The following is an 18,524-nucleotide window of genomic DNA, read 5'->3' as shown; positions in this document are numbered from 1 at the left end:
GATCAGGATTCAGGAAGAAAGATGGCGATGGCATCTTATCCCTGAACCGAAAAACGGGGTAGGTGAGTTTGATTGGTTGAACGGGGCAAGAAACGGGGCCGGATTCTCTTACTCGTACAGCAAATCCTCGGCGAGTTGTTTCCAGTTCACATCGTTGAACGAGTCGTACAGAAGATCTTGTTCAAGCGAGCTTTTGGCCTTGGGAACATCCTTGGTAAGATCGGTCCGCAAGGTTTTGGCCAGTTCCTGCACGGCCATTTCCCCGGAGGTCATGGTGTTTTCCAACACCTCGCGGGATTTCCCGGCCACCTGTCGCTGGGCGGCGGCTTTGTCCCGCCACTCGGCCAGTCGCTTTTTGTCCGCATGGAGAAAATCACTCACCCGTTTGGTGGACGGGCTTGGCTCCCCCGATTGGGTGTGCGAACTTCGCCCCTTGCCCATTGCCACTTTCTGCTCGACCGGAACGCTTCCATAACTGACCGAGTCGAACGTGGCCCCGGTCTTGGCCGGAACCTTGTTCACGCCGGACGGATCAATGAAGTAATTGGCCACCGATTGGCGGGTCTTTTGATCCTGGGCGCCAAGCCACATCACGAGAAAAAAGGCCATCATCGCCGTCACGAAGTCGGCGTAGGCCACTTTCCAAGAACCGCCGCCGCCGCTGGCCATCTGTCTGCTCCCGTTGGATTCAATGAAGATTGATTAACTGACAATAGCGTTGGCAAATCCGAAACTTCTCGCCGCGATCAAGCCGCTTCCGCGTCTTTCAATAATTGGGCAAATTCCGTGGCGCTTGGCCGCAATTCGCTTCCGACCATTCGTCTGGCTCCCCAAGCGACATCTCGCGGGCTTTGCCCTTCGCAAATCGCCACGAGGGCCACGGAAATACTGCGGAAGAAACTGGCCTCAATCGCCCCCAAAGTATCCATCCGGGCGGCCATCGGCGCCACAAACCCGTAGGACGCCAAAATACCAAGGAAGGTGCCGACCAGCGCCGCCCCCACTTTATGACCGATCTCTTCCACCGGGCCGCCAATGGCTTGCATGGTCACCACAATTCCCAACACGGCCGCCACAATCCCGAACCCCGGCAAACCGTCGGCCACCTTGGCCAAGGCTCCGCTGGCGGCATGATGTTCGGTCTCCATCACCCGGATTTCTTCGTCCAAATCACGGGCCAGAATGGCCGGATCGGCTTTGCCGTCGGCGATCACTGTCAGGGCATCGCCAAGGAAGTGTTGCAAGTGATGATTTTTCCCGACGCGGGGGAATTTGGCGAACAAACCGGCGTTCGGATTGGCCACGACCCCTTCAAGAGCCAGCACGCCTTCACGACGGACCAAACGACTGACCGAATACAGGAACATCAGCAATTCGGAATACGTTTTTTTGTTGAACGGCGATCCCTTGATCGTTTGGATGATCCCTTTGACGAGATCGATAATCACTTTTTTGGGTGATTGCAGCACCAAGGCACCCATTGATGCGCCACCGATGGTGATGACCTCGGAAATGTGCAGCAAAGCCTCGGCATGTCCGCCAGCCATGCTGAAGCCGATGTAAATCGACCCGATCACAATCGCACAGCCGATAAAAACAATCATGGACGGATACCAACTTTGTTGAGGGGAGCGTTCAAACCTTACCTCAACATCGAACGAAACCGCGACAACTTGCCGAGGATCAGATTGGCCCGGTTTGTGCCGTGGATGAAATTTGACGGGGAGACGGAAATCCCTTGGTTGACCATCAAAGCCGTCCGTGCGATAATCCCCTCTCCCGCCAATGCTCTCCCGTTTTTCCCGAGGCAAATCAATGTTGAAACTCCGACGAATCCTCACCTCTTCGTTGCTGGCCGGGCTGATGGGGCCGCTGGCGGTCACCGCCCAGGAAAAAGAACCCACGATTGTCTTCAAGGGACACACGGACGCCGTCTATTCCGTCGCCCAAACACCAGACGGCAAGCTGATCGCCACCGGGAGTTTCGACCGCACCGTGCGATTGTGGGATGCCGCCACCGGCAAACAAGTGCGGAGCTACGGCGGGACCACCGGACACCAAAGTCTTGTGCTGAGCGTGGCGGTGCATCCCTCCGGGGAATACATGGCCACCGGCGGGTCCGATAATGCCGTGTTCCTGTGGGATATTCCCACCCGAACCGCTGTGCGGGAGTTTCCGCATTCGGCCAGTGTCGTCGCCACAAGTGTCAGCAACGATGGCAAAACCCTCGGCGGGTTGGGGAAAGACGGGGCCATCCGGCTCTGGCAAACGGCCGACGGCAAGCAACTCCAAGCCATCCCGGCGGTTCGCGGTGGGGGAACAACGGGAATGTTCACCTCGAACGGCCAACAGTTCGTGGCCGCCACCGATGATGGCTTCGTGCGCTGGTTCAACACGACGGACGGCAAACAGACGGCCAGCCTCGGAGCAACCAAGGGGACCATCACCGGCCTGACGGTGGCGGGGAACTCCGTGGTGACGACGGACGAAGAGGGACAATTGAAATTCTGGCAAACGCCAACAGTGTTGCCGAAGCCACTGCCCCCGCACACCGATGCCATCACGACCTTGCAAACCAGCCCTGACGGCAGTTTCCTCGTCACGGTCGGGGCCGACAAAGTGATTAAAGCGGTCAGCACAAATTCCGGAACGGTCGGCAAGGAATTCACCGCCCCGGCACCCGTCACTAGTCTGGCGATCTGGCCGAACGGGACCATCGTGGCCGTGGGCCAACCGGACGGCAAAGCGATCCTTTGGAACCGCACGGAAGGCAAGGTTGTTGAAACGCTCTCCGCCCACCCCAAAAAAGTATCGGGCATCGCCGTTCATCCGAACGGCTCATCGTTCATCACAGTCGCGGACGACGGCACCGCCAACGTGTGGGCCTTCCCCATTGTGAAACCAAAACCCGCGAAAGATGCAAAAGACCCGAAAGACCCCGGTGAAGTCAAACCGACGGCCACCTTCAAGATTCCCGGCGGCGACGTTCTCGGGCTGATATTTCACAACGGTAGAAACCAAGTCCTGGTGTTGACGGCCGACAAAACGGTGAAACTCTTCGATGTGCCCGCTGGCAAAGAAGCCCGCACCGTCGCCACGCTTCCGATTATCCCCAAAGCATTTACCGTGAGCCGGGACTTTGCCACGCTGGCTGTCGTTCTCGACAAGTCGGTGAAGATGTTCAACATCGCCGATGGCAAGGAAAACGGAACCATCGCCCTGCCGACGGACGCGACCAGCGTGGCCTTCAGCGCTGACAAGACGAAACTGATCACCGGCCACGCGGATAAAACCGCCCGCGTGTGGGATGTCGCCAAGGGGGGATTCATCCAAGCCGTGGAACACACCGGGCCAATCACAGGCGTGGCCTTCAATCAAAACCAGCCGCTTGTCTATGTGGTGAGTTCGGACAAAACCGGGGCGATTCTCCCGATTCAGCAACCCAGAATATCGCCGATTTCCATGAAGCCTTTGCGGGCCATGACACTGACGGCCAACGGATCACATGTCGTTGTCGGCGGCGATGAACCGCTCGTCCGGGCATTGAACGCGGGCAACGGGAACGAGGAAAAGAAATTCGAGGGGGCCGAAGGGCCGGTCTATGCGGTGGCCGTCAGCAAGAATGTGCAAACCGTGGCCGTCGGCGGGGCCGACAAGACGATTCGGCTGTTCCAGTTCAACGACGTGAAACCGCTGGCCAATATCCCCGCGACGGGCGTGATCCGGGCGTTGGCTTTCCACCCGTCCGGCAACATGCTGGTGTCGATCACGGAGGACAAAATCCTGACCGCTTGGGGCGTGACGTATCAACAAGGCCAGCCACTTCCGGACGATTTCGGCAGCATGATCCAACAATGGACGCTTCCCGACGCCGGGACCAGCGTGAGTTTCTCCGACAAGGGGGACCTGTATGTCGGGTTGGCTGACAAAACGGTGAAACAATTCAAAATCGCCGGCAATACGCCAATGCGAGCCGCCTTGGGCCACCCGAACTTGGTGGATGCCGTGGCTTTCGCCCCCAACGGCAAACTGCTCGCCAGCGGCTGCCACGACGGCCTCCTCCGGTTGTTTGACACGGAAAAATGGGCGGCCGTCAACGCCATCCCCGCCCACTCGACGCCCGCCCCCGGCGCGGCCATCTATTCGGTGACGTGGACGCTGGACAGCAAACAGATTCTGACGACCAGCTTCGACAAATCCATGAAACTCTGGGACGCGACCGGTGGCAAAATGGTGATTGAGTTCAAGGGATTCTCCGAGAAGGGCAACACCAAAGGGCATCAAGACCAAGTCTTTACGGCCATCTTCACGAAGGACGGCAAAACGATCATCAGCGGATCAAGCGACCGGCACATCAAGAAATGGAATGTCGCCGATGGCTCGGTAACCGGCGAATTCGTGAACCCTAACATCAAGGGAGAACCGGGCCAGGCCCACCCCGGCGGCATCTACGGCCTGCGTCTGACCCCGGACGAAAAGTACCTCATCAGCGTGGGGCCGGCCCCGAGGAACCGGGGCTACATCGCCGTCTGGAACATGGCCGACGGCAAACTCGTCAGCGGCACCGAAACCTCCACCGGCCCGATTTACACGCTGGCCCTGACGCCCGACGGAAAGAGCATCATCGTCGGCTGCGGTCCCAAGGTTCGACAAGTGCCGGAAGCGGAAGCTTTAGTGATCCCGTTGAATTTGAAATGACGGTCTGCCTCTACAACATCGGGCCAACTCGCCGTTTGGGCCAATTGGCCCAGAATGGCGATCCGAGAACCAACATGGAGCGGTTATTTTGGGCCATGAGAAACGCCCCCAAAAGGCTCAGGATTACTCCAAAATCATCAGATGATGTGTCGATTTGCCGGGGGTTTTGAAAAATGGTGTTCAGTTGGCCCACTGTTTTTGACCAGTTGGGTGGGTGTCCAACTGTCCAAAAATGGTCGCCTGAAGGGTGTTTTGTGCTGTTTTCAGGTCACTTTTGGGTCGGTTTTTGACTGGTTTTCAAATCGGGAAACGTCATGCCCTGTAACCTCATTGCTTGCGACGAAGCGATGGGCCGATTGCATGATTTGAATGCAGAATCGGCCACAAATCTCACGAGTAACATATGCGTGAGGCGACCCGGAAGAGATGCGTTTCACGAAAGCCCGAGACGGGCAAACTCACCACCGGGGAGGTTCTGGAAAAGTCCTTTGCGAGAGAGCGCTTTTCGAGGGTTGTCGGACGGGAGCGAAGTTCTAAGATTCTGAATTCGAGAAATTCACGTTATGCGTGGCAATTAACAATCAGGAGTCGGGCACATGGCATCCCGTCGAGGAAGTGGTCGTCGAAAGGTCGGTCGGAAGAAGCGTCGGATGCGGGCCAAGATTCGCCACCGCAAGTAACAGCCCGCCGGTTCGCACACCCGCCGATCACATCGTTCGCCCACCATCCACCACCACCACCTGGCCGGTCATGAGGGTCGTTCCGACGGCCAGAAACTCGACGACGTCGGCAACGTCGTCGGGACTGGCCGCCCGTTTCAGCGGTGTTTGAGCAATGGCCTTGGACACATGCTCTTCGTGCCCTTCCAGCCAACGAGTGAGAATTGGCCCCGGCGCCACGGAATTCACCCGCACGTCCGGGGCGAAGGCTCGCGCCAGTGATTGCGTCATGCAATTCAGGGCTGCTTTGCTCGCGGAATACGGGATTGAGCTGCCGTGTCCTTGCAACCCCGCCACGGAAGATGTGTTCACCACGCATCCTTTCCGGGCTTTCAGCAACGGCATGGCCGCCCGTGTGGCGTACATCGCCCCCTTCAAATTCACCTGAAAAATCTCGTCCCACACTTCATCGGTGAGGGCTTCGAGATCATCGTGCGGAATGAATTTGGTGGTCGCGGCGTTGTTTACCAACACGTCCAACCCGCCGAGTTCTGCCCGACATCGTTCAACCATCGCCCGCACTTGGGCGTCATCGGCCACCGTCGCCTGACACAAAATTCCCGGCACATTTTCGGCTTTCACCAGCCGAAGCGTTTCTTCCGCGTCTTCTTTTGAGCGGGAATAATTCACCGCAACGGCAAACCCTCGCTTCGCCAACCGGACGGCAACCGCCCGCCCAACCCCGGTGGCCGAGCCAGTGACCAACGCTACTTTTTGCATGAATGTTCCTCAAAAAACATTTTCACCGCGGAGAAGCAGAGAAGCAGGGAAGGCAGAAGAATAATTGTTTTTGTCTTCTCTGCTTCTCTGCTTCTCCGCGGTGAAAATGTTTTGATTTTTGATTAATGACTTGCCGGCAAACCCGCTTCAAGCCGGGCGACTTCCGCACAATCTTTGTCGCCGCGACCGGAGAAGCAAAGCACCACCACATCCGTCTTCGGGCGTTTGGCGGCGATTCGCATGGTTTCGACGACCGCATGAGCCGTTTCGAGGGCGGGCAAAATTCCCTCCAGCCGGGACGAGACGCGGAAGCCTTCCATCGCCTCGGCATCGTTGATGCTCGTGTACCGCACCCGGCCGTTGTCTTTCCAATAGCTGTGTTCCGGGCCGACGCCGGGATAATCCAGTCCGGCCGAGATGGAATGCACCGGGGCGGTCTGGCCGTCGTCGTCTTGCAGCACATAGCTGAAACTGCCGTGCAACACACCCGGCTTGCCGTTGCTGATGGTCGCCGCGTGTTCGCCGTAGACGTTTGTGCGGCCACCGGCCTCCACACCGACGAGTTCAACACCCGTGTCATTCACAAACGGGTAGAACATCCCGGCGGCATTGCTTCCACCACCGACACAAGCCACCACCACGTCCGGCAACCGGCCGAACTGCTCCACGGATTGTTCCTTGGTTTCCTGCCCGATGACGGCCTGAAAATCCCGCACCATCATCGGGAACGGGTGCGGTCCGATGGCGCTACCGATGATGTAATGCGTGGTTTCGACGCTCGCCATCCACTCCCGCATCGCCTCGTTCACGGCATCCCGCAAGGTCTTGCTGCCGCTCTCCACCGGGAAGACTTCCGTGCCCATCGCCCGCATTTTGAAGACGTTGAGTTCCTGGCGGCGGATATCTTCCGAACCCATGTACACCCGGCAAGGGAGATCAAACAAGGCGGCGGCGGTCGCGCTGGCGACACCATGCTGCCCCGCCCCGGTTTCGGCGATCACCCGCTTTTTCTTCATCCGCTTGGTGAGCAAGCCCTGCCCGATGGCGTTGTTGATCTTGTGAGCGCCGGTGTGGTTCAGGTCTTCCCGCTTCAGGTAAATTCTCGCCCCGCCAGCCTCTTTGGTGAGGCGTTCAGCAAAGTAAAGCCGGGAAGGCCGGCCAACGTATTCATTCAGGATGCGGCGAAATTCGGCCTGAAACGCCGGGTCTTGACTGGCTTCCGCGTAAGCCTGCGTCAATTCTTCCAAGGCGAACATCAATGTTTCAGGAACAAATCGCCCGCCGTAGGGACCGAACCGCCCGCGTAAATCGGGAACAACCGCAGGTTTGGCGGGAGGTGAGAGTGTCGGCATGTCGGCAAACCCCTTCTAAGAAAACTTCCATTTCACCAATCCAAGACACGATTTCAAGCGGGTATCACCGGCGGTGCATTCCCCGCAACACCGGCCCGGCCAGACCGGGAGCCAGTGCCAGAAACCGAACCAACAATTTCGTCAATCGGGGGCGACGCAATACGCGTGAAGTCCAACGGCAAATCATCTGCCGCCGGGCAACCTGCCGCTGATAAGCTCGCACCCATTCCCCGGCGAGGCCGTTGGTATCCCCGGACAATCCACGTTGCAAAATCGGGACCACGGAAACGGCCGACGCCAAAGCCCACGCCATCCCCTCGCCGGTGAAGGGTTCGACATAACCGGCGGCGTCACCGATGCGAAATACCCGCTCCTCGGCCAATGATTCGCGGCGGCGAGTCAGAAACGGCGTCCCCTTCCAAGGCATGTCTTCTAACCCGGCGACCGCCGGAAACCCGGCCTCGGCCAAAATGCGAACCGCCAGCGGCCCCAATCCCCCAGCCTCTTTCACGGCCGCCGGATCAAACGCCGTGGCGACATCCAACCGCCCTGCCTCAACCCGGACCAACCCGACGTAACCATCTTTTCCACAGGCCATGTGGATGATTCCCGGCGGATAATCATCCTCCGCGTGATCGATCATCACCCCCGCCCCGATGCGGGAATTCGGCGAGACCTCATCGGCCAAGTCGGCCGCCAATTTGCCGCCTAGCCCCGAGGCATCGACCACAAACCGAGCTTCAACAACAGTCTCTTGGCTGCCCTGCCGAAACGTCACCAGCCGATGATCGGCATTCGTTGACGGTTCCAGTTTCGCAGGCGTTTGAGGCAGAAAGTCCACACCTGTTTTGATGGCGGCTTCCACCAGAGCGGCATCAAAAACCTGTCGTGAAAGAGCAAACCCCGCCGGAAGGGCGACCGCCGATCTTCGGCCACCAGCGGCGATGGTCACCCCATGAAGGGGGGTTGCCCCAGCTTCTTTCAAAAGCGATCCAAGCCCGGCTGTTCCCAGCAACTCAATCGAACGTGGATTCAAACAACAACCGCAGACCTTGTACCTTGGAAACGCCGCCCGCTCAACCAGCAGAACGGAAGCCCCTGTTTGGGCGATTCCGCGAGCCGTAAGCGTCCCCGCTGGTCCTGCTCCCACGACGACAACATCCCACCGTTTGGCGGCGGCTTGTGTCAGCATGATTGTCGGATTAAGGGTGATGTTCGGCTCCTGATGATTTTCGGACGCCGATTTAGACGGCCCCGCCGTTGACCCGGACGATTTGCCCGGTGATGAAACCCGCGTTCGGCGAAACCAGCCAGCGAACGGTTTTCGCCACGTCTTCCGGCAGGCCCCAACGCCCCAAGGGCGTTTCTCGTTGAACACGTTCCTGCCACTTGGGGCTGGTCTGTTCTCCCCAAGCCGTCTTGATCCAACCTGGTGCCACACAATTAACTCGCACATCGGGCGCCAGCGATTTCGCCAAACTGCGGGTGAAAGCCATCACCGCCGCTTTGACCGTGCCGAACAATTGGCCGCTATCCCCGGCGAAACCTGTTTCAGCTTGATCCCAGCCCATCGTGACAATGGCGCCGGCGGACCGGGTTTTCATCCGTTCGCCGAAGGCTCGGGCAAGAGTGAGCGTCGATGTGAGATCAACCGCCAGCAGGGCTTCCCACTTTTGTTGAAAACTCCAATCGGGGGCGTCACCCGTCAGCAAATCGGCCCCGGCGTTGAGGACAATGATGTCCAATCCACCCCAAAAATTCCATGCGGCATCCACAAGGCCATCCCGCTCTACTGGATTGGCGAGGTCAGCCATCACCACCCCTGATCGGATGCCGTGGGTTCCGAGTTGGCGGGAAGCCTTGGTGGCCTCCTCCGACGAGCGACGGCCGTGAACCAGCACATCGGCTCCGCCTCGGGCGAGTTCGGCGGCGATGGCCAAGCCGATGCCTTTGGTCGAACCGGTCACCAACACTCTTAGACCATTGAGTTCTTTGGCAGAAACAGGTTCATGCCGCGAAACAGATCGCGGCGGCGTTTCATCCGGCGGGAGTTCCCGGAGAAGTTCGGCGACGGTTTTGCGAAGCACAGGATGCACGAAATCGGAGGCAATTTCCGCAAGCGGTTCCAAAACGAACCGCCGTTGGTGCATCCGGGGATGCGGAATGATCGGATCGGGGGTGGAACGGCATAAGTCGCCGTAAAGGAGAATATCGAGATCAAGCGTTCGGGGGGCGTTCGGTTCGGAACGCACCCGGCCAAGCTGACGTTCGATTTCCAAAATGGCGGCCAGCAATTTATCCGGAGGAAGTGAGGTTTCCCCCTCAACCACCGCATTGAGATACGCCCCGGCATCAGCCGGGCCGCCAACCGGGGCAGTTTCGTAATAAGCTGAAGCCGTGACAACGCGGAGACCGGGCATGGCTCGCAGACGCAGGACCGCTTCGTCGAGAATGCGTTCCCGGTCACCGAGATTGCTGCCGAGGGCCAGAAAGGTGCGGATCATGGGGAGGCGGGTTCTCGCGTCTTAAAATCGCGGGAACCCGAGCAAAGACGGGCTTACTTCTTCTTGGCCGGGGCCTTGGTGTCTTCTTCTTCCTTTTCCTTCTTGGCCTTCTTCAAGCTGATCTTCAGAACGCGAACCTTCGGGAGACCAAAGGGGCTGCGGCCTTCGACCCACTTGTCCGCATCCTTCAGCGTGTTGATTCGCTCGGTTCGCGTAAGAACGCTCCGGTTGCTGATACCGCCGGACTTCCGCTTCAGCGATTTGTCGATCGACATGGGACTTCACAAAAGAAAAAGGTTGTCTCAACCCACGGGAACACATGGCCCGCAGAATTTATGGCAAAAAGGGATGATATGACTGCCAGCCACGGCGACAAGCCAAAGCTCTGTCGACAACTCCCTGTTTAACAACACAACGAGCAAAACGCGGCAAAACGCTGTTTGAAAAATCCAGATTTCGCGTGAACATTCCCGAGGAAAAATCGGTTCATCTTTTACCAAGCCGACTGAAAACGAGCCTGCGAAATCGGGGATCTCTTTTCCCAACTTCCGACGATGACCTCGGCGATGTGATTGTGACCATTCCGTAAGCTGTGAGTTTTTGATGAAAAAAAGATCGATGATTCCATGTGTTTCATCCGTCAACCAACTCAACAAAAGTCATCCATCACAGTGAAATGGGCGGTTAAGTGAAAGCAAGAACAACATTCCCAACGATTGGCCCATCTGTCGGCTGAACTGTTTGAAACACTCTCCGAATCAAACAAATGAGGACAGAAATGAAGGCAAAAAATGTGTTGGTGCTGCCGCTATGGCCTGTTGATCGCGGGCTGGCTTTGATCGCTTGCCTGGGGGTGATTGCTTATCGTCGCTGGATCTCTCCGCACAAAGGCTTCACATGTGCTTATGGCACACTGACGCACGAGCCTAGTTGTTCAACCGTTGCCCTTCAGGCATTTCGCACGCAAATTTTCTCCCAGGCGATGCCCGCCGTCCGGCGTCAACTGACGAAGTGCCGCGAGACCTACAACCACTTTGTGAGCGAACAGCTTAACGCGGCCAACAATCAATCTTTTCCGCACGCCAGTTCAACCAATGAAACGGCATTGGGATGCGGTCCTTGCGAGGCGAACCCGCCGCTCAAAAAGGATGATGGCAAACCGCCTTCGGAACCACAAAAGACGCAAGATCGTTGAACAAACGCCTCACCCGATGAAAATCCCTGCCTGCTTGTTTCATGGTCTCAAAAGCGAAACGGGACCGGTCTCCGATCATTCCCTCACCCCGGAAGATATCTCTCGTTTTTTCGACAAAACGGGCTGGACCCTCGCCTTTGCCAATGCGTTAGACCGACTGGCCTATTCCCGGCTGTTGTCAAACGGCCATTTCTCCGAAGCCTCGGCCGTGTTGGACATCGGGGCTGGCGTCGGCCATCTTGCGGACCGGCTTTTGAAGGGGCATTTGTCGCCCGCTTGCAAAGTCACTCTGATCGAAGTGGCCGCTTCGCTTGCCTCGCGATTGAAACATCGATTCGCTCGCTTTGGCGAACGGGTCCGAGTGGAATTGATAAATCCGAGGGTGCCCTACCCGCTCGCATCCGGATCGTTTGACCGCATCGTGAGCACATATGTGTTTGAAATGATGAACCACGACCAACTTGTGGCAATGACGAAGGAAGCGCACCGGCTTTTGAAAAAGCACGGGTTGCTTTGCCTGCTGACCACATCACGGGGAAATGACTGGCTTTCAAGGATCAACTCAGAGGTCTCTTCGATCTTGTATTGTCTGGACCCTCGCTTTGTGGGGTTGAGTCGTCTGGTCAATCTGCGACCGTATTTCCATGCGAGCAATTGGGAGTTGGTGTTTCTCAACCGGGTGAGTCATTTCGGATTTTGCAGCGAGGCGACCATCTTCAAAAAAATCTCCGATGACGGTTCTTTTGAACCTGCCGCCGAGGAAGAGTTCGCTGTTGGCGACCATCGGGGGAAATGATGAATGCGGACGGGAGCATCGAGGAACAGGCCAGGCGTTTGTTCGCCAAGATTGACATTCACAACTGCAACTACGATGACTTGGGCCGGATCACGGCTGAATGGATCGAACTCGCCGGAAATTCTTTTTCGACCGCCTGGCCCTTCTCAAGACTTCAGTTGGACCGCATCAAGAACTTGATTGCCAGACGCCGGATTAACTCTTGGAGGAAAAGATTACGGCCTCGCTCATTGTTGGAAAACGCCCTGGCCGAACTCTTCCTGTTATCGCGAATTCGTTCATACGTGTCGGCTTACTTGAGTGTTCAGGAGGGAGAAGATTTCGAGGGAGTGGACCGCTACGACACGCCCGTGCCACAATTCATTGCCTCGCTGCTCAGAAATCTTGGAAAGCAGCCTTACGCCACCATTAATCTCGGCGGCCGACATTTTCGGTTCATTTGGGGAGTTGACCCGCTTGTTCACTTGCGAAAAATGTACGGCTTGGAATTGCTCCAACGACGGCGAAGCGGTCGAAAGCCGTTATTCGCAAAATTGGGCATGGTGTTTCACAGAACGGCCTTCTCGCTCAAGACGAAATTGATGTCGATCATCCTTCGTATCGGCCTCAGAAAATTGATCCGCTCTCCTTCTCGTTTCAAAACCGCGTCATGGGTCGCCTCACCATACATGCGTCGACTCATGGAGGTCGCCGTTTTTCATCTGTTCCCCTCCGCTGGCGAATTAACAACGCAAGAATCGAATGAGTTGCAAAGCAAACTGGTGGCGTATTTCAAACCCAGAATTTCCGGTTTGTCGCAGGCCATTTCTCGTGATTCCGTTTTCAACCACGGTTTGATCAAATTGTGCAAAGTCGCGTTTGGCGTTCTTGTTCACCGTGTTGCCGCAAAAAAGAACCACCAAGAAGATCATCCCACATTTATTTTCAACACACTTCGGCTGGCGTTCTCTTGGGGGGTGACATATCCCTTGGTGGACAATGTGCTGGATAGCGGACAGACATCAAACGCCGACCGTGAAATGTTAACGAGAATATTGAGCGATCTGTTCGGTGAAAAACACGTTGTTCAAACACCCACCAAGACAGTCGATCACGTTTGCCCGAGCATCCGAGAGGTTCATTCATGCTTGAGCGAAATGCTTTCGCTTGTGCCAGCCCAACACATTCCGCAAACACTTCGAGTGCTTGGCTTGTTGCTGGAATCGCATCGGCGTGATGCCACCCGGCGACTTTCAACACTTCATGATAACTCTCCGGAAGTGTTCAAGGACGTGATGGTGGACACGGCTCTGAAAAGCGCCTTGGTCCGAATGGCAACAATGGAAGTTTGCGGCATCACGATCACCAACAAGACATTCGCCCAAAGTGTCGTCCGCTCCCTGTTTAATCAACTGGGGGATGACCTTTGGGACATTTACGAAGATTTTGATGCCGGCCGGGTAACACCGTTCACACAATATCTGACCAAAGGCGGCGGCAAGAATCCGTTTCAATTTTATCTGCTTTACTCGACGTTGATCTCTCAAGAAATGTCTCGTCGCCGGCAAACAGCGACGTTCCTCGGATTCTGCGAAACGCTCCGCGATTCTCTCCTCACGTTGAAATCCCAAGGGGACGACCCGCTGGGTGTGTCGAAAGCAATTGCGAATATGCTTGAAATTGTGGCGAACCCGCCGGCAATGAAATGGGTAAGAGTTGTGCCGCATGTCGATTTCGATGCGGTGCTTTTTGCCTTTGAAAATGCTATTTTCGATCTGCTGCCGGAAGCAAATCGTTGACGTCGGTTCGTCTCTCGTCCGGCAAACAGCCCTGTCAGCGGCCCTTGTCCACCGGTCGGATTTGGTTGATGCGGAACGGGGGATAGCCAACCGTATCCCCATGCGGGCCATTCAAGGGGGCCAGCAAATCGCCTTCCAAATAGACGTAATCTCCGTTGCGGAACGTGGCGAGGCGGGGATCATCGATCAATCGCACCTTGCCGCCCCACACGTCATCGGCGGCAAAGTCTGCATATCGCAAGGTCCAGTAACCGCCTCGTTGATGCTTGTCCAGCACACCAGCCACCCATCGATAATCCGTCCCGTGACCGAACCGTTCGCCCGGTTTCAACTTCATCGGCTGAAGTTCCGGAGTCGTGTCCTTGGGAGCGGTCACCACTTCGGTGACCGGGGCGGGGCCGAACACCCGATTCGGGGCGGCGACAAACGGGTCTGGTGAACTAGATGCGGGAAGCCCCGTCAACACGGGACCCGTCGGAGCTGGTTCGGCTTCCACCCGTTTCGTCGGCGGAATCACCACCGTGGCGGGTCGTTCTCCTCCACCGGGGCCCCCGTTGGGCAGGATGATATTGATAGGCGCCGATGTGCCTGTGCGGCTTTGCGGAATGGCCGGGGGAATTTTGGCGTAATCAGCCGGAGGCGGCAGTTCGGTGACCGGATTCTTCGGGGCCGTTGGTTCCGCAGCGACTGGATCGGTTGGCGGGATGTAAGGTCGCGGAACCGGCCCGGCGATCATTCCAACCGGCATGGAGCTGACGGCAGGATTTGGATACGCCATCGCCCCGGTGTCTTGGACGAACGGAGCATGCACCATCGGAACATCCGTGACCGGTTGTTGCTGATGATGATGCTTGCAGCCGGCCAGCAAAGCCAGGCCACCCGCCGCGATCATTCCGGGTGTCCGAAGTCGGAACATGACTGTGTCCACCAATTCGGCCGTAGTTCTCCCCAACCGGGCAAACATCGGCCATGATCCCGGTGGAAATTCACTCCAAGCCGGAGAATTTGGTAAAGAGGGATGCGAGTTGACGGGTTGGGCCGATTAGCCGATCGGCCCCATGAATTCCTCGCGGATGCGTTCAATGGCCTCCCAAGCCTCGCTGACGATGTGCGGATTGTCCGTTTCCGTGAGCAAGTCGAGGTCAGGCCAGAGCCACGACAAGCCCTCGTTCTTGCAAAGCTGGATGGCGTCCTGCACCTGATGGAGATTTTCGCGGGTGAGCATCTCCCGAAGCGTTTGCAGGGCGGAACATTCTCCCAAGCGGGCCGCCGCCGCCAGCGCGGCCCGGCGAACCTGCGGTTGAGAATCTTGTTTGGCCACCCGGATCGCTCCGAGAACTTCCGCTCGGCGAACAGGTTCCCACCAGCCAAGGCTTCGCAAAGCCCCTTGTCGCCAGGCCACGTCCGGATGAACCACACAGGCCAGCAGCACTTTCTCGGTTTCCTCGCCGGGGTGCCCCCGCAAGGCGAGAATGCACGTCTCCACATCGGCCGATGAGCTGACGTTCTGGCCCACGCCAAGTCGTCGCAGCCATTTGGGGGTGCGCCCCCCTTGTGTGGCGTGGGTCACCAACGCGCACAACAAGGATGAAGTCATGGCCGAACGGGACCACCGCAGGCAGGAGATCGCCTCGGAGCGGTATGGAAAATCCGGTTCTGCCAGCAGTGCCAAAGCCGCCTCGTCCGAATCAATGTGCAATTCGTTGATTGCTTGCAGGATCTCCTTGATGCCGCGCCCGCTGGCGGCGGGCAGCATGCGCACCATGTCCACGCCCAGATCGTGCAGGTATTCCCGCATGACGGCCTCGGCGTCCCGCATGAAGGCGTTTTGCCAGCGGACGGTTTGTCGCCGCACCGGATCGTCCCGGAAGGCCGGGGCCGTGTGATAGGTCTGGCGGCAATGACGCATCGCCTCAATGAAAACAAGGGCCAGCCGGGGATTGGTGGCGTCCGGGCAATTTTCCGCAAGACGCCGGATGGCGTCGCCGAAAGCCGCCTCGGCATACACGCCCACGGGGATGCGATTCATCCGAATCCCCTCCATCACCACCCGCAAAGCACGCAGGCCCGCCTGGCCTTCGCGGCTCAGGGGATCGTGCAGAAACTCGGCGAAGGAGGGGAAGCTCACCACTTCGACGGCAAAGCCTTCGCCAGAGGGGAGGTCAAGAGCTTCGTCGATCCGGCGAAGCAAGGCGGGAACCGCCTCGTGCATATTGAGGTTGCGCATCCCCTCGGCAAGATCCATCCAATAACGGACCTGCTCCAGGGGACTTTCGGAAACCCGGCGGTGAAGCTGCCCCTCGAAGAACGTCAGGGCGCCAACGAAATCGACATGGCTGCGACGGCGAATTTCTTCCATGCAACGATGGCCGGGCCGCACGCGGGCGGGTTGAGACGAATTCAAGGCAATCGCTCCTGGAACGGTGGCATGAGCAGCCTCCCGTTCCGGTGTCCGGTCAAACCGGTTGAAATGGGGGGTCGGCGTCATGAAGCCCGTGGACGCCGCCCGCCTGCGACGCCGCATCCGTCGGCTGAGGCCCACATACAGGGCCGACGCGGCCATCGTCAAGATCAAGGCGGAGACGAGCATCCCGACTCCTCGACGGCCCTCTCATTCCCTGAGATGACCGTCGCCAAAGACGACGTACTTGTACGTCGTGAGTTCCTGTAAGCCACAAGGACCGCGGGCGTGGAATTTGTCGGTGCTGATCCCGATCTCCGCCCCCAGTCCCAACTCGTGCCCGTCATTGAATCGTGTGCTGGCGTTCACCATCACCGCGGCGGAATCCACCGCGGCGACAAAACGCCTGGCCGCCCGAAGGTCTTCCGTCACAATGGCGTCGGTGTGATGCGAACCGAAGCGACGGATATGGGCGATGGCCGACTCAATATCGGGCACGATTTTCATCGACACGATCAGATCGCAGAATTCAGCCGCATGATCGGCATCCGTCGCGGTTAACGCATAAGACAGGTAACCTTTCGTGATTTCGCAACCCCTGATCTCGACTCCCTTCTCGCGCAAGGCTTGCCCAATCCGCGGAACAAACCCAGCCGCCGCGTCTTGATGCACCAGCAAACTCTCCATGGCGTTGCACACGCCCGGCCGCTGACACTTGGAATTGATCACAATGCGCTCGGCCATGCCCAAATCGGCGGCAGAGTCGACGTAAACATGGCAGTTCCCCAAGAAGTGTTTCAGCACCGGCATGGTCGCCTCGGCCACCACCCGGCGAATCAAACTTTCGCCGCCGCGAGGGATGGCCAAGTCAATGAATTCGTTCAACTTCAGCAGAATGCCCACGGCCTCCCGGTCCATCGTGGGAACCAGTTGCACGGCATGGGCGGGCAGGCCGATTTTCTCCAACTCTTCCGCGAGGATGCGATGGATGATCGTGTTGGAGTGAAAGGCTTCCTTGCCGCCGCGAAGAATCACGGCATTGCCGGATTTCACCGCGAGGGCGGCGGCATCGACGGTGACATTTGGCCGGGATTCGTAGAGGAAAAAGATCACCCCGAGCGGCACGCTGACCTTTTGAATCTGCAATCCGTTCGGCCGGATGCTCCCCTCGCGGACTTGCCCGACCGGGTCGGTCAACGCGGCCACCTGCCGCATCCCCTCGGCGGCCGCTCGGATGCGTTCCGGCGTTAGTTTCAACCGATCCCGCATGGCCGGTGAAAGATCGACTGCCCCGGCAAGGTCGAGGGCGTTCGCCGCGACAATCTCGTCCGTGCGGCGTTCAAGGGCATCGGCTCCGCGTTGAAGCCAGATGTCCTTTTTTGCCCGTGTCACCAAGGCCAGGTCATCAGAGGCGGCGCGGGCCTGTTTCGCCAGCGTGAGGCAAAGGGTTTTCAATGATGCGTCGGCCACGAGGTGATTCCCCAAGAAAATTGCGAAACAATCATTCTACCGCCGGAACCGCGTTGGCGATGGCATCCAACATCTTCAATGCCCCGACCGTCGGCCCGACGTCATGGACACGAATAATGTGAGCCGAGTTCGTGAGGGCCGCCTGACAGGCCACCGCCAGGGAACCCGCAAGCCGGTCATCCACGGGTTTCCCGGTGATCTCCCCGATGAATCGCTTGCGGGAGACGCCCAGCAACACCGGGCAGCCAAGGGTGGAAAATGTTCCGAGATTACGGATTAGCCGGAGATTGTGGGCCGTCGTTTTCCCGAAACCGATCCCCGGATCGACGGCGATTTGAGAAAGCTCCAACCCGGCATCGAGCAATTGGTGAAGACGATCCCCAAGCCAGTCCCGCACTTCGCCGACCACATCGGCATAAACAGGATTTTGCTGCATCGTGCGAGGTGTTCCTTGCATGTGCATGATGACGAGACCGGCTTGAAACTGTCGTACCGTGGCGGGCATGTCGCCGTCAAAAGCCGCCCCGGAAATGTCGTTGATGATGGCCGCGCCGGCTTCCAGACAGGCTTTTGCTACAACGGCCTTGGTGGTGTCCACGGAAATGACGACACCGGATCGGCCGGCCAGTTTTTGCACCACCGGCAACACTCTCGCCAGTTCTTCCGCAGCCGAGACGCCTTCGGCGCCGGGCCGGGAGGATTCCCCGCCGACATCAAGGATGTCGGCTCCCTCGTCCAATAATCGTTCCGCATGGGCCACGGCCAGATCAGCCGTGTCGAACTTGCCGCCATCCGAAAAACTGTCCGGGGTCGTGTTTACAATCCCCATGACCAGCGGCCGCGATCCGATGGTGATCGAACCGCCCCGAATATTCCAGCCCCGCATCGAAC

General features: G+C 58.0%; 15 protein-coding genes. 4 read left to right on the top strand and 11 right to left on the bottom strand.

Annotation, left to right across the window (positions count from 1 at the left end):
- Window positions 1-108 precede the first annotated feature (108 nt).
- Window positions 109-669 carry a flagellar motor protein MotB gene (locus BGIM_RS67920; protein WP_020474012.1) on the bottom strand — a complete coding sequence of 187 codons (561 nt, stop codon included), beginning with the start codon at window positions 667-669 and terminating at the stop codon, window positions 109-111.
- Between the two features lie 77 nt (window positions 670-746).
- Complete coding sequence (locus tag BGIM_RS0133410; protein ID WP_020474011.1) at window positions 747-1,604, bottom strand: motility-associated protein; 858 nt, start codon at window positions 1,602-1,604, stop codon at window positions 747-749.
- A 211-nt stretch (window positions 1,605-1,815) separates the two neighbouring features.
- On the opposite strand from BGIM_RS0133410, the gene BGIM_RS0133400 reads away from it, so the two are divergent.
- Complete coding sequence (locus tag BGIM_RS0133400) at window positions 1,816-4,698, top strand: WD40 repeat domain-containing protein (protein WP_020474009.1); 2,883 nt, start codon at window positions 1,816-1,818, stop codon at window positions 4,696-4,698.
- Window positions 4,699-5,405: 707 nt separating this feature from the next.
- Here the strand turns inward: BGIM_RS0133400 and BGIM_RS0133390 are convergent.
- The 5 genes from BGIM_RS0133390 to BGIM_RS0133370 all read right to left on the bottom strand — a co-directional run bounded on the left by BGIM_RS0133390 (window position 5,406) and on the right by BGIM_RS0133370 (window position 10,268).
- Window positions 5,406-6,137 carry an SDR family NAD(P)-dependent oxidoreductase gene (locus BGIM_RS0133390; protein ID WP_020474007.1) on the bottom strand — a complete coding sequence of 244 codons (732 nt, stop codon included), beginning with the start codon at window positions 6,135-6,137 and terminating at the stop codon, window positions 5,406-5,408.
- A 122-nt stretch (window positions 6,138-6,259) separates the two neighbouring features.
- On the bottom strand, window positions 6,260-7,489 hold the full coding sequence (gene trpB, locus BGIM_RS0133385; RefSeq protein WP_029631095.1) for a tryptophan synthase subunit beta: 1,230 nt from the start codon (window positions 7,487-7,489) through the stop codon (window positions 6,260-6,262).
- Between the two features lie 64 nt (window positions 7,490-7,553).
- A complete protein-coding gene (locus BGIM_RS0133380; RefSeq protein ID WP_020474005.1) occupies window positions 7,554-8,681 on the bottom strand; it encodes an NAD(P)/FAD-dependent oxidoreductase in 1,128 nt (375 codons plus the stop codon).
- A gap of 52 nt (window positions 8,682-8,733) precedes the next feature.
- Window positions 8,734-9,993, bottom strand: a complete 1,260-nt coding sequence (gene folK / locus BGIM_RS60610; RefSeq protein WP_020474004.1) for a 2-amino-4-hydroxy-6-hydroxymethyldihydropteridine diphosphokinase — start codon at window positions 9,991-9,993, stop codon at window positions 8,734-8,736.
- A gap of 53 nt (window positions 9,994-10,046) precedes the next feature.
- On the bottom strand, window positions 10,047-10,268 hold the full coding sequence (locus tag BGIM_RS0133370; RefSeq protein WP_020474003.1) for a small basic protein: 222 nt from the start codon (window positions 10,266-10,268) through the stop codon (window positions 10,047-10,049).
- Between the two features lie 503 nt (window positions 10,269-10,771).
- Here BGIM_RS0133370 and yidD point away from each other — a divergent pair.
- From yidD to BGIM_RS0133350, 3 genes are read left to right on the top strand one after another with little or no spacing between them, the layout of a single operon-like run.
- Window positions 10,772-11,188, top strand: coding sequence for a membrane protein insertion efficiency factor YidD (gene yidD / locus BGIM_RS0133360; RefSeq protein ID WP_020474001.1), 417 nt, complete (start codon window positions 10,772-10,774; stop codon window positions 11,186-11,188).
- Between the two features lie 16 nt (window positions 11,189-11,204).
- Window positions 11,205-11,984 (top strand): class I SAM-dependent methyltransferase, encoded by a 780-nt coding sequence (locus BGIM_RS0133355; RefSeq protein ID WP_020474000.1) that lies wholly within the window; start codon window positions 11,205-11,207, stop codon window positions 11,982-11,984.
- Entirely contained in the window at window positions 11,981-13,762 is a 1,782-nt protein-coding gene (locus BGIM_RS0133350; RefSeq protein ID WP_029631092.1) for a hypothetical protein, read from the top strand. Before BGIM_RS0133355 ends, BGIM_RS0133350 begins: the two co-directional genes overlap by 4 nt.
- 34 nt (window positions 13,763-13,796) lie before the next feature.
- Here the strand turns inward: BGIM_RS0133350 and BGIM_RS0133345 are convergent, their stop codons facing one another.
- The 4 genes from BGIM_RS0133345 to folP form a co-directional block, all read right to left on the bottom strand.
- The gene (locus tag BGIM_RS0133345) at window positions 13,797-14,678 is read right to left on the bottom strand and encodes a hypothetical protein (RefSeq protein WP_157369624.1); all 882 of its coding nucleotides are present in this window, start codon (window positions 14,676-14,678) and stop codon (window positions 13,797-13,799) included.
- A 126-nt stretch (window positions 14,679-14,804) separates the two neighbouring features.
- Window positions 14,805-16,352 carry a HEAT repeat domain-containing protein gene (locus BGIM_RS0133340; RefSeq protein WP_020473997.1) on the bottom strand — a complete coding sequence of 516 codons (1,548 nt, stop codon included), beginning with the start codon at window positions 16,350-16,352 and terminating at the stop codon, window positions 14,805-14,807.
- A 21-nt stretch (window positions 16,353-16,373) separates the two neighbouring features.
- Window positions 16,374-17,633, bottom strand: coding sequence for a glutamate-5-semialdehyde dehydrogenase (locus tag BGIM_RS0133335; RefSeq protein WP_020473996.1), 1,260 nt, complete (start codon window positions 17,631-17,633; stop codon window positions 16,374-16,376).
- Window positions 17,634-17,664: 31 nt separating this feature from the next.
- A complete protein-coding gene (folP, locus tag BGIM_RS0133330; RefSeq protein ID WP_020473995.1) occupies window positions 17,665-18,519 on the bottom strand; it encodes a dihydropteroate synthase in 855 nt (284 codons plus the stop codon).
- Between the last annotated feature and the right edge of the window lie 5 nt (window positions 18,520-18,524).

Origin of the sequence: Zavarzinella formosa DSM 19928, assembly GCF_000255705.1 — a bacterium.
Taxonomy (GTDB): domain Bacteria; phylum Planctomycetota; class Planctomycetia; order Gemmatales; family Gemmataceae; genus Zavarzinella; species Zavarzinella formosa.
This window is presented reverse-complemented; position numbering and strand designations above follow the sequence as displayed.

Excerpts from the sequence above, each read along its gene's own strand:
- BGIM_RS67920 (WP_020474012.1), bottom strand. The coding sequence starts at position 669 with ATGGCCAGCGGCGGCGGCGGTTCTTGGAAAGTGGCCTACGCCGACTTC.
- BGIM_RS0133410 (WP_020474011.1), bottom strand. The coding sequence starts at position 1,604 with ATGATTGTTTTTATCGGCTGTGCGATTGTGATCGGGTCGATTTACATC.
- BGIM_RS0133400 (WP_020474009.1), top strand. The coding sequence starts at position 1,816 with ATGTTGAAACTCCGACGAATCCTCACCTCTTCGTTGCTGGCCGGGCTG.
- BGIM_RS0133390 (WP_020474007.1), bottom strand. The coding sequence starts at position 6,137 with ATGCAAAAAGTAGCGTTGGTCACTGGCTCGGCCACCGGGGTTGGGCGG.
- trpB (WP_029631095.1), bottom strand. The coding sequence starts at position 7,489 with ATGCCGACACTCTCACCTCCCGCCAAACCTGCGGTTGTTCCCGATTTA.
- BGIM_RS0133380 (WP_020474005.1), bottom strand. The coding sequence starts at position 8,681 with ATGCTGACACAAGCCGCCGCCAAACGGTGGGATGTTGTCGTCGTGGGA.
- folK (WP_020474004.1), bottom strand. The coding sequence starts at position 9,993 with ATGATCCGCACCTTTCTGGCCCTCGGCAGCAATCTCGGTGACCGGGAA.
- BGIM_RS0133370 (WP_020474003.1), bottom strand. The coding sequence starts at position 10,268 with ATGTCGATCGACAAATCGCTGAAGCGGAAGTCCGGCGGTATCAGCAAC.
- yidD (WP_020474001.1), top strand. The coding sequence starts at position 10,772 with ATGAAGGCAAAAAATGTGTTGGTGCTGCCGCTATGGCCTGTTGATCGC.
- BGIM_RS0133355 (WP_020474000.1), top strand. The coding sequence starts at position 11,205 with ATGAAAATCCCTGCCTGCTTGTTTCATGGTCTCAAAAGCGAAACGGGA.
- BGIM_RS0133350 (WP_029631092.1), top strand. The coding sequence starts at position 11,981 with ATGATGAATGCGGACGGGAGCATCGAGGAACAGGCCAGGCGTTTGTTC.
- BGIM_RS0133345 (WP_157369624.1), bottom strand. The coding sequence starts at position 14,678 with ATGTTCCGACTTCGGACACCCGGAATGATCGCGGCGGGTGGCCTGGCT.
- BGIM_RS0133340 (WP_020473997.1), bottom strand. The coding sequence starts at position 16,352 with ATGCTCGTCTCCGCCTTGATCTTGACGATGGCCGCGTCGGCCCTGTAT.
- folP (WP_020473995.1), bottom strand. The coding sequence starts at position 18,519 with ATGCGGGGCTGGAATATTCGGGGCGGTTCGATCACCATCGGATCGCGG.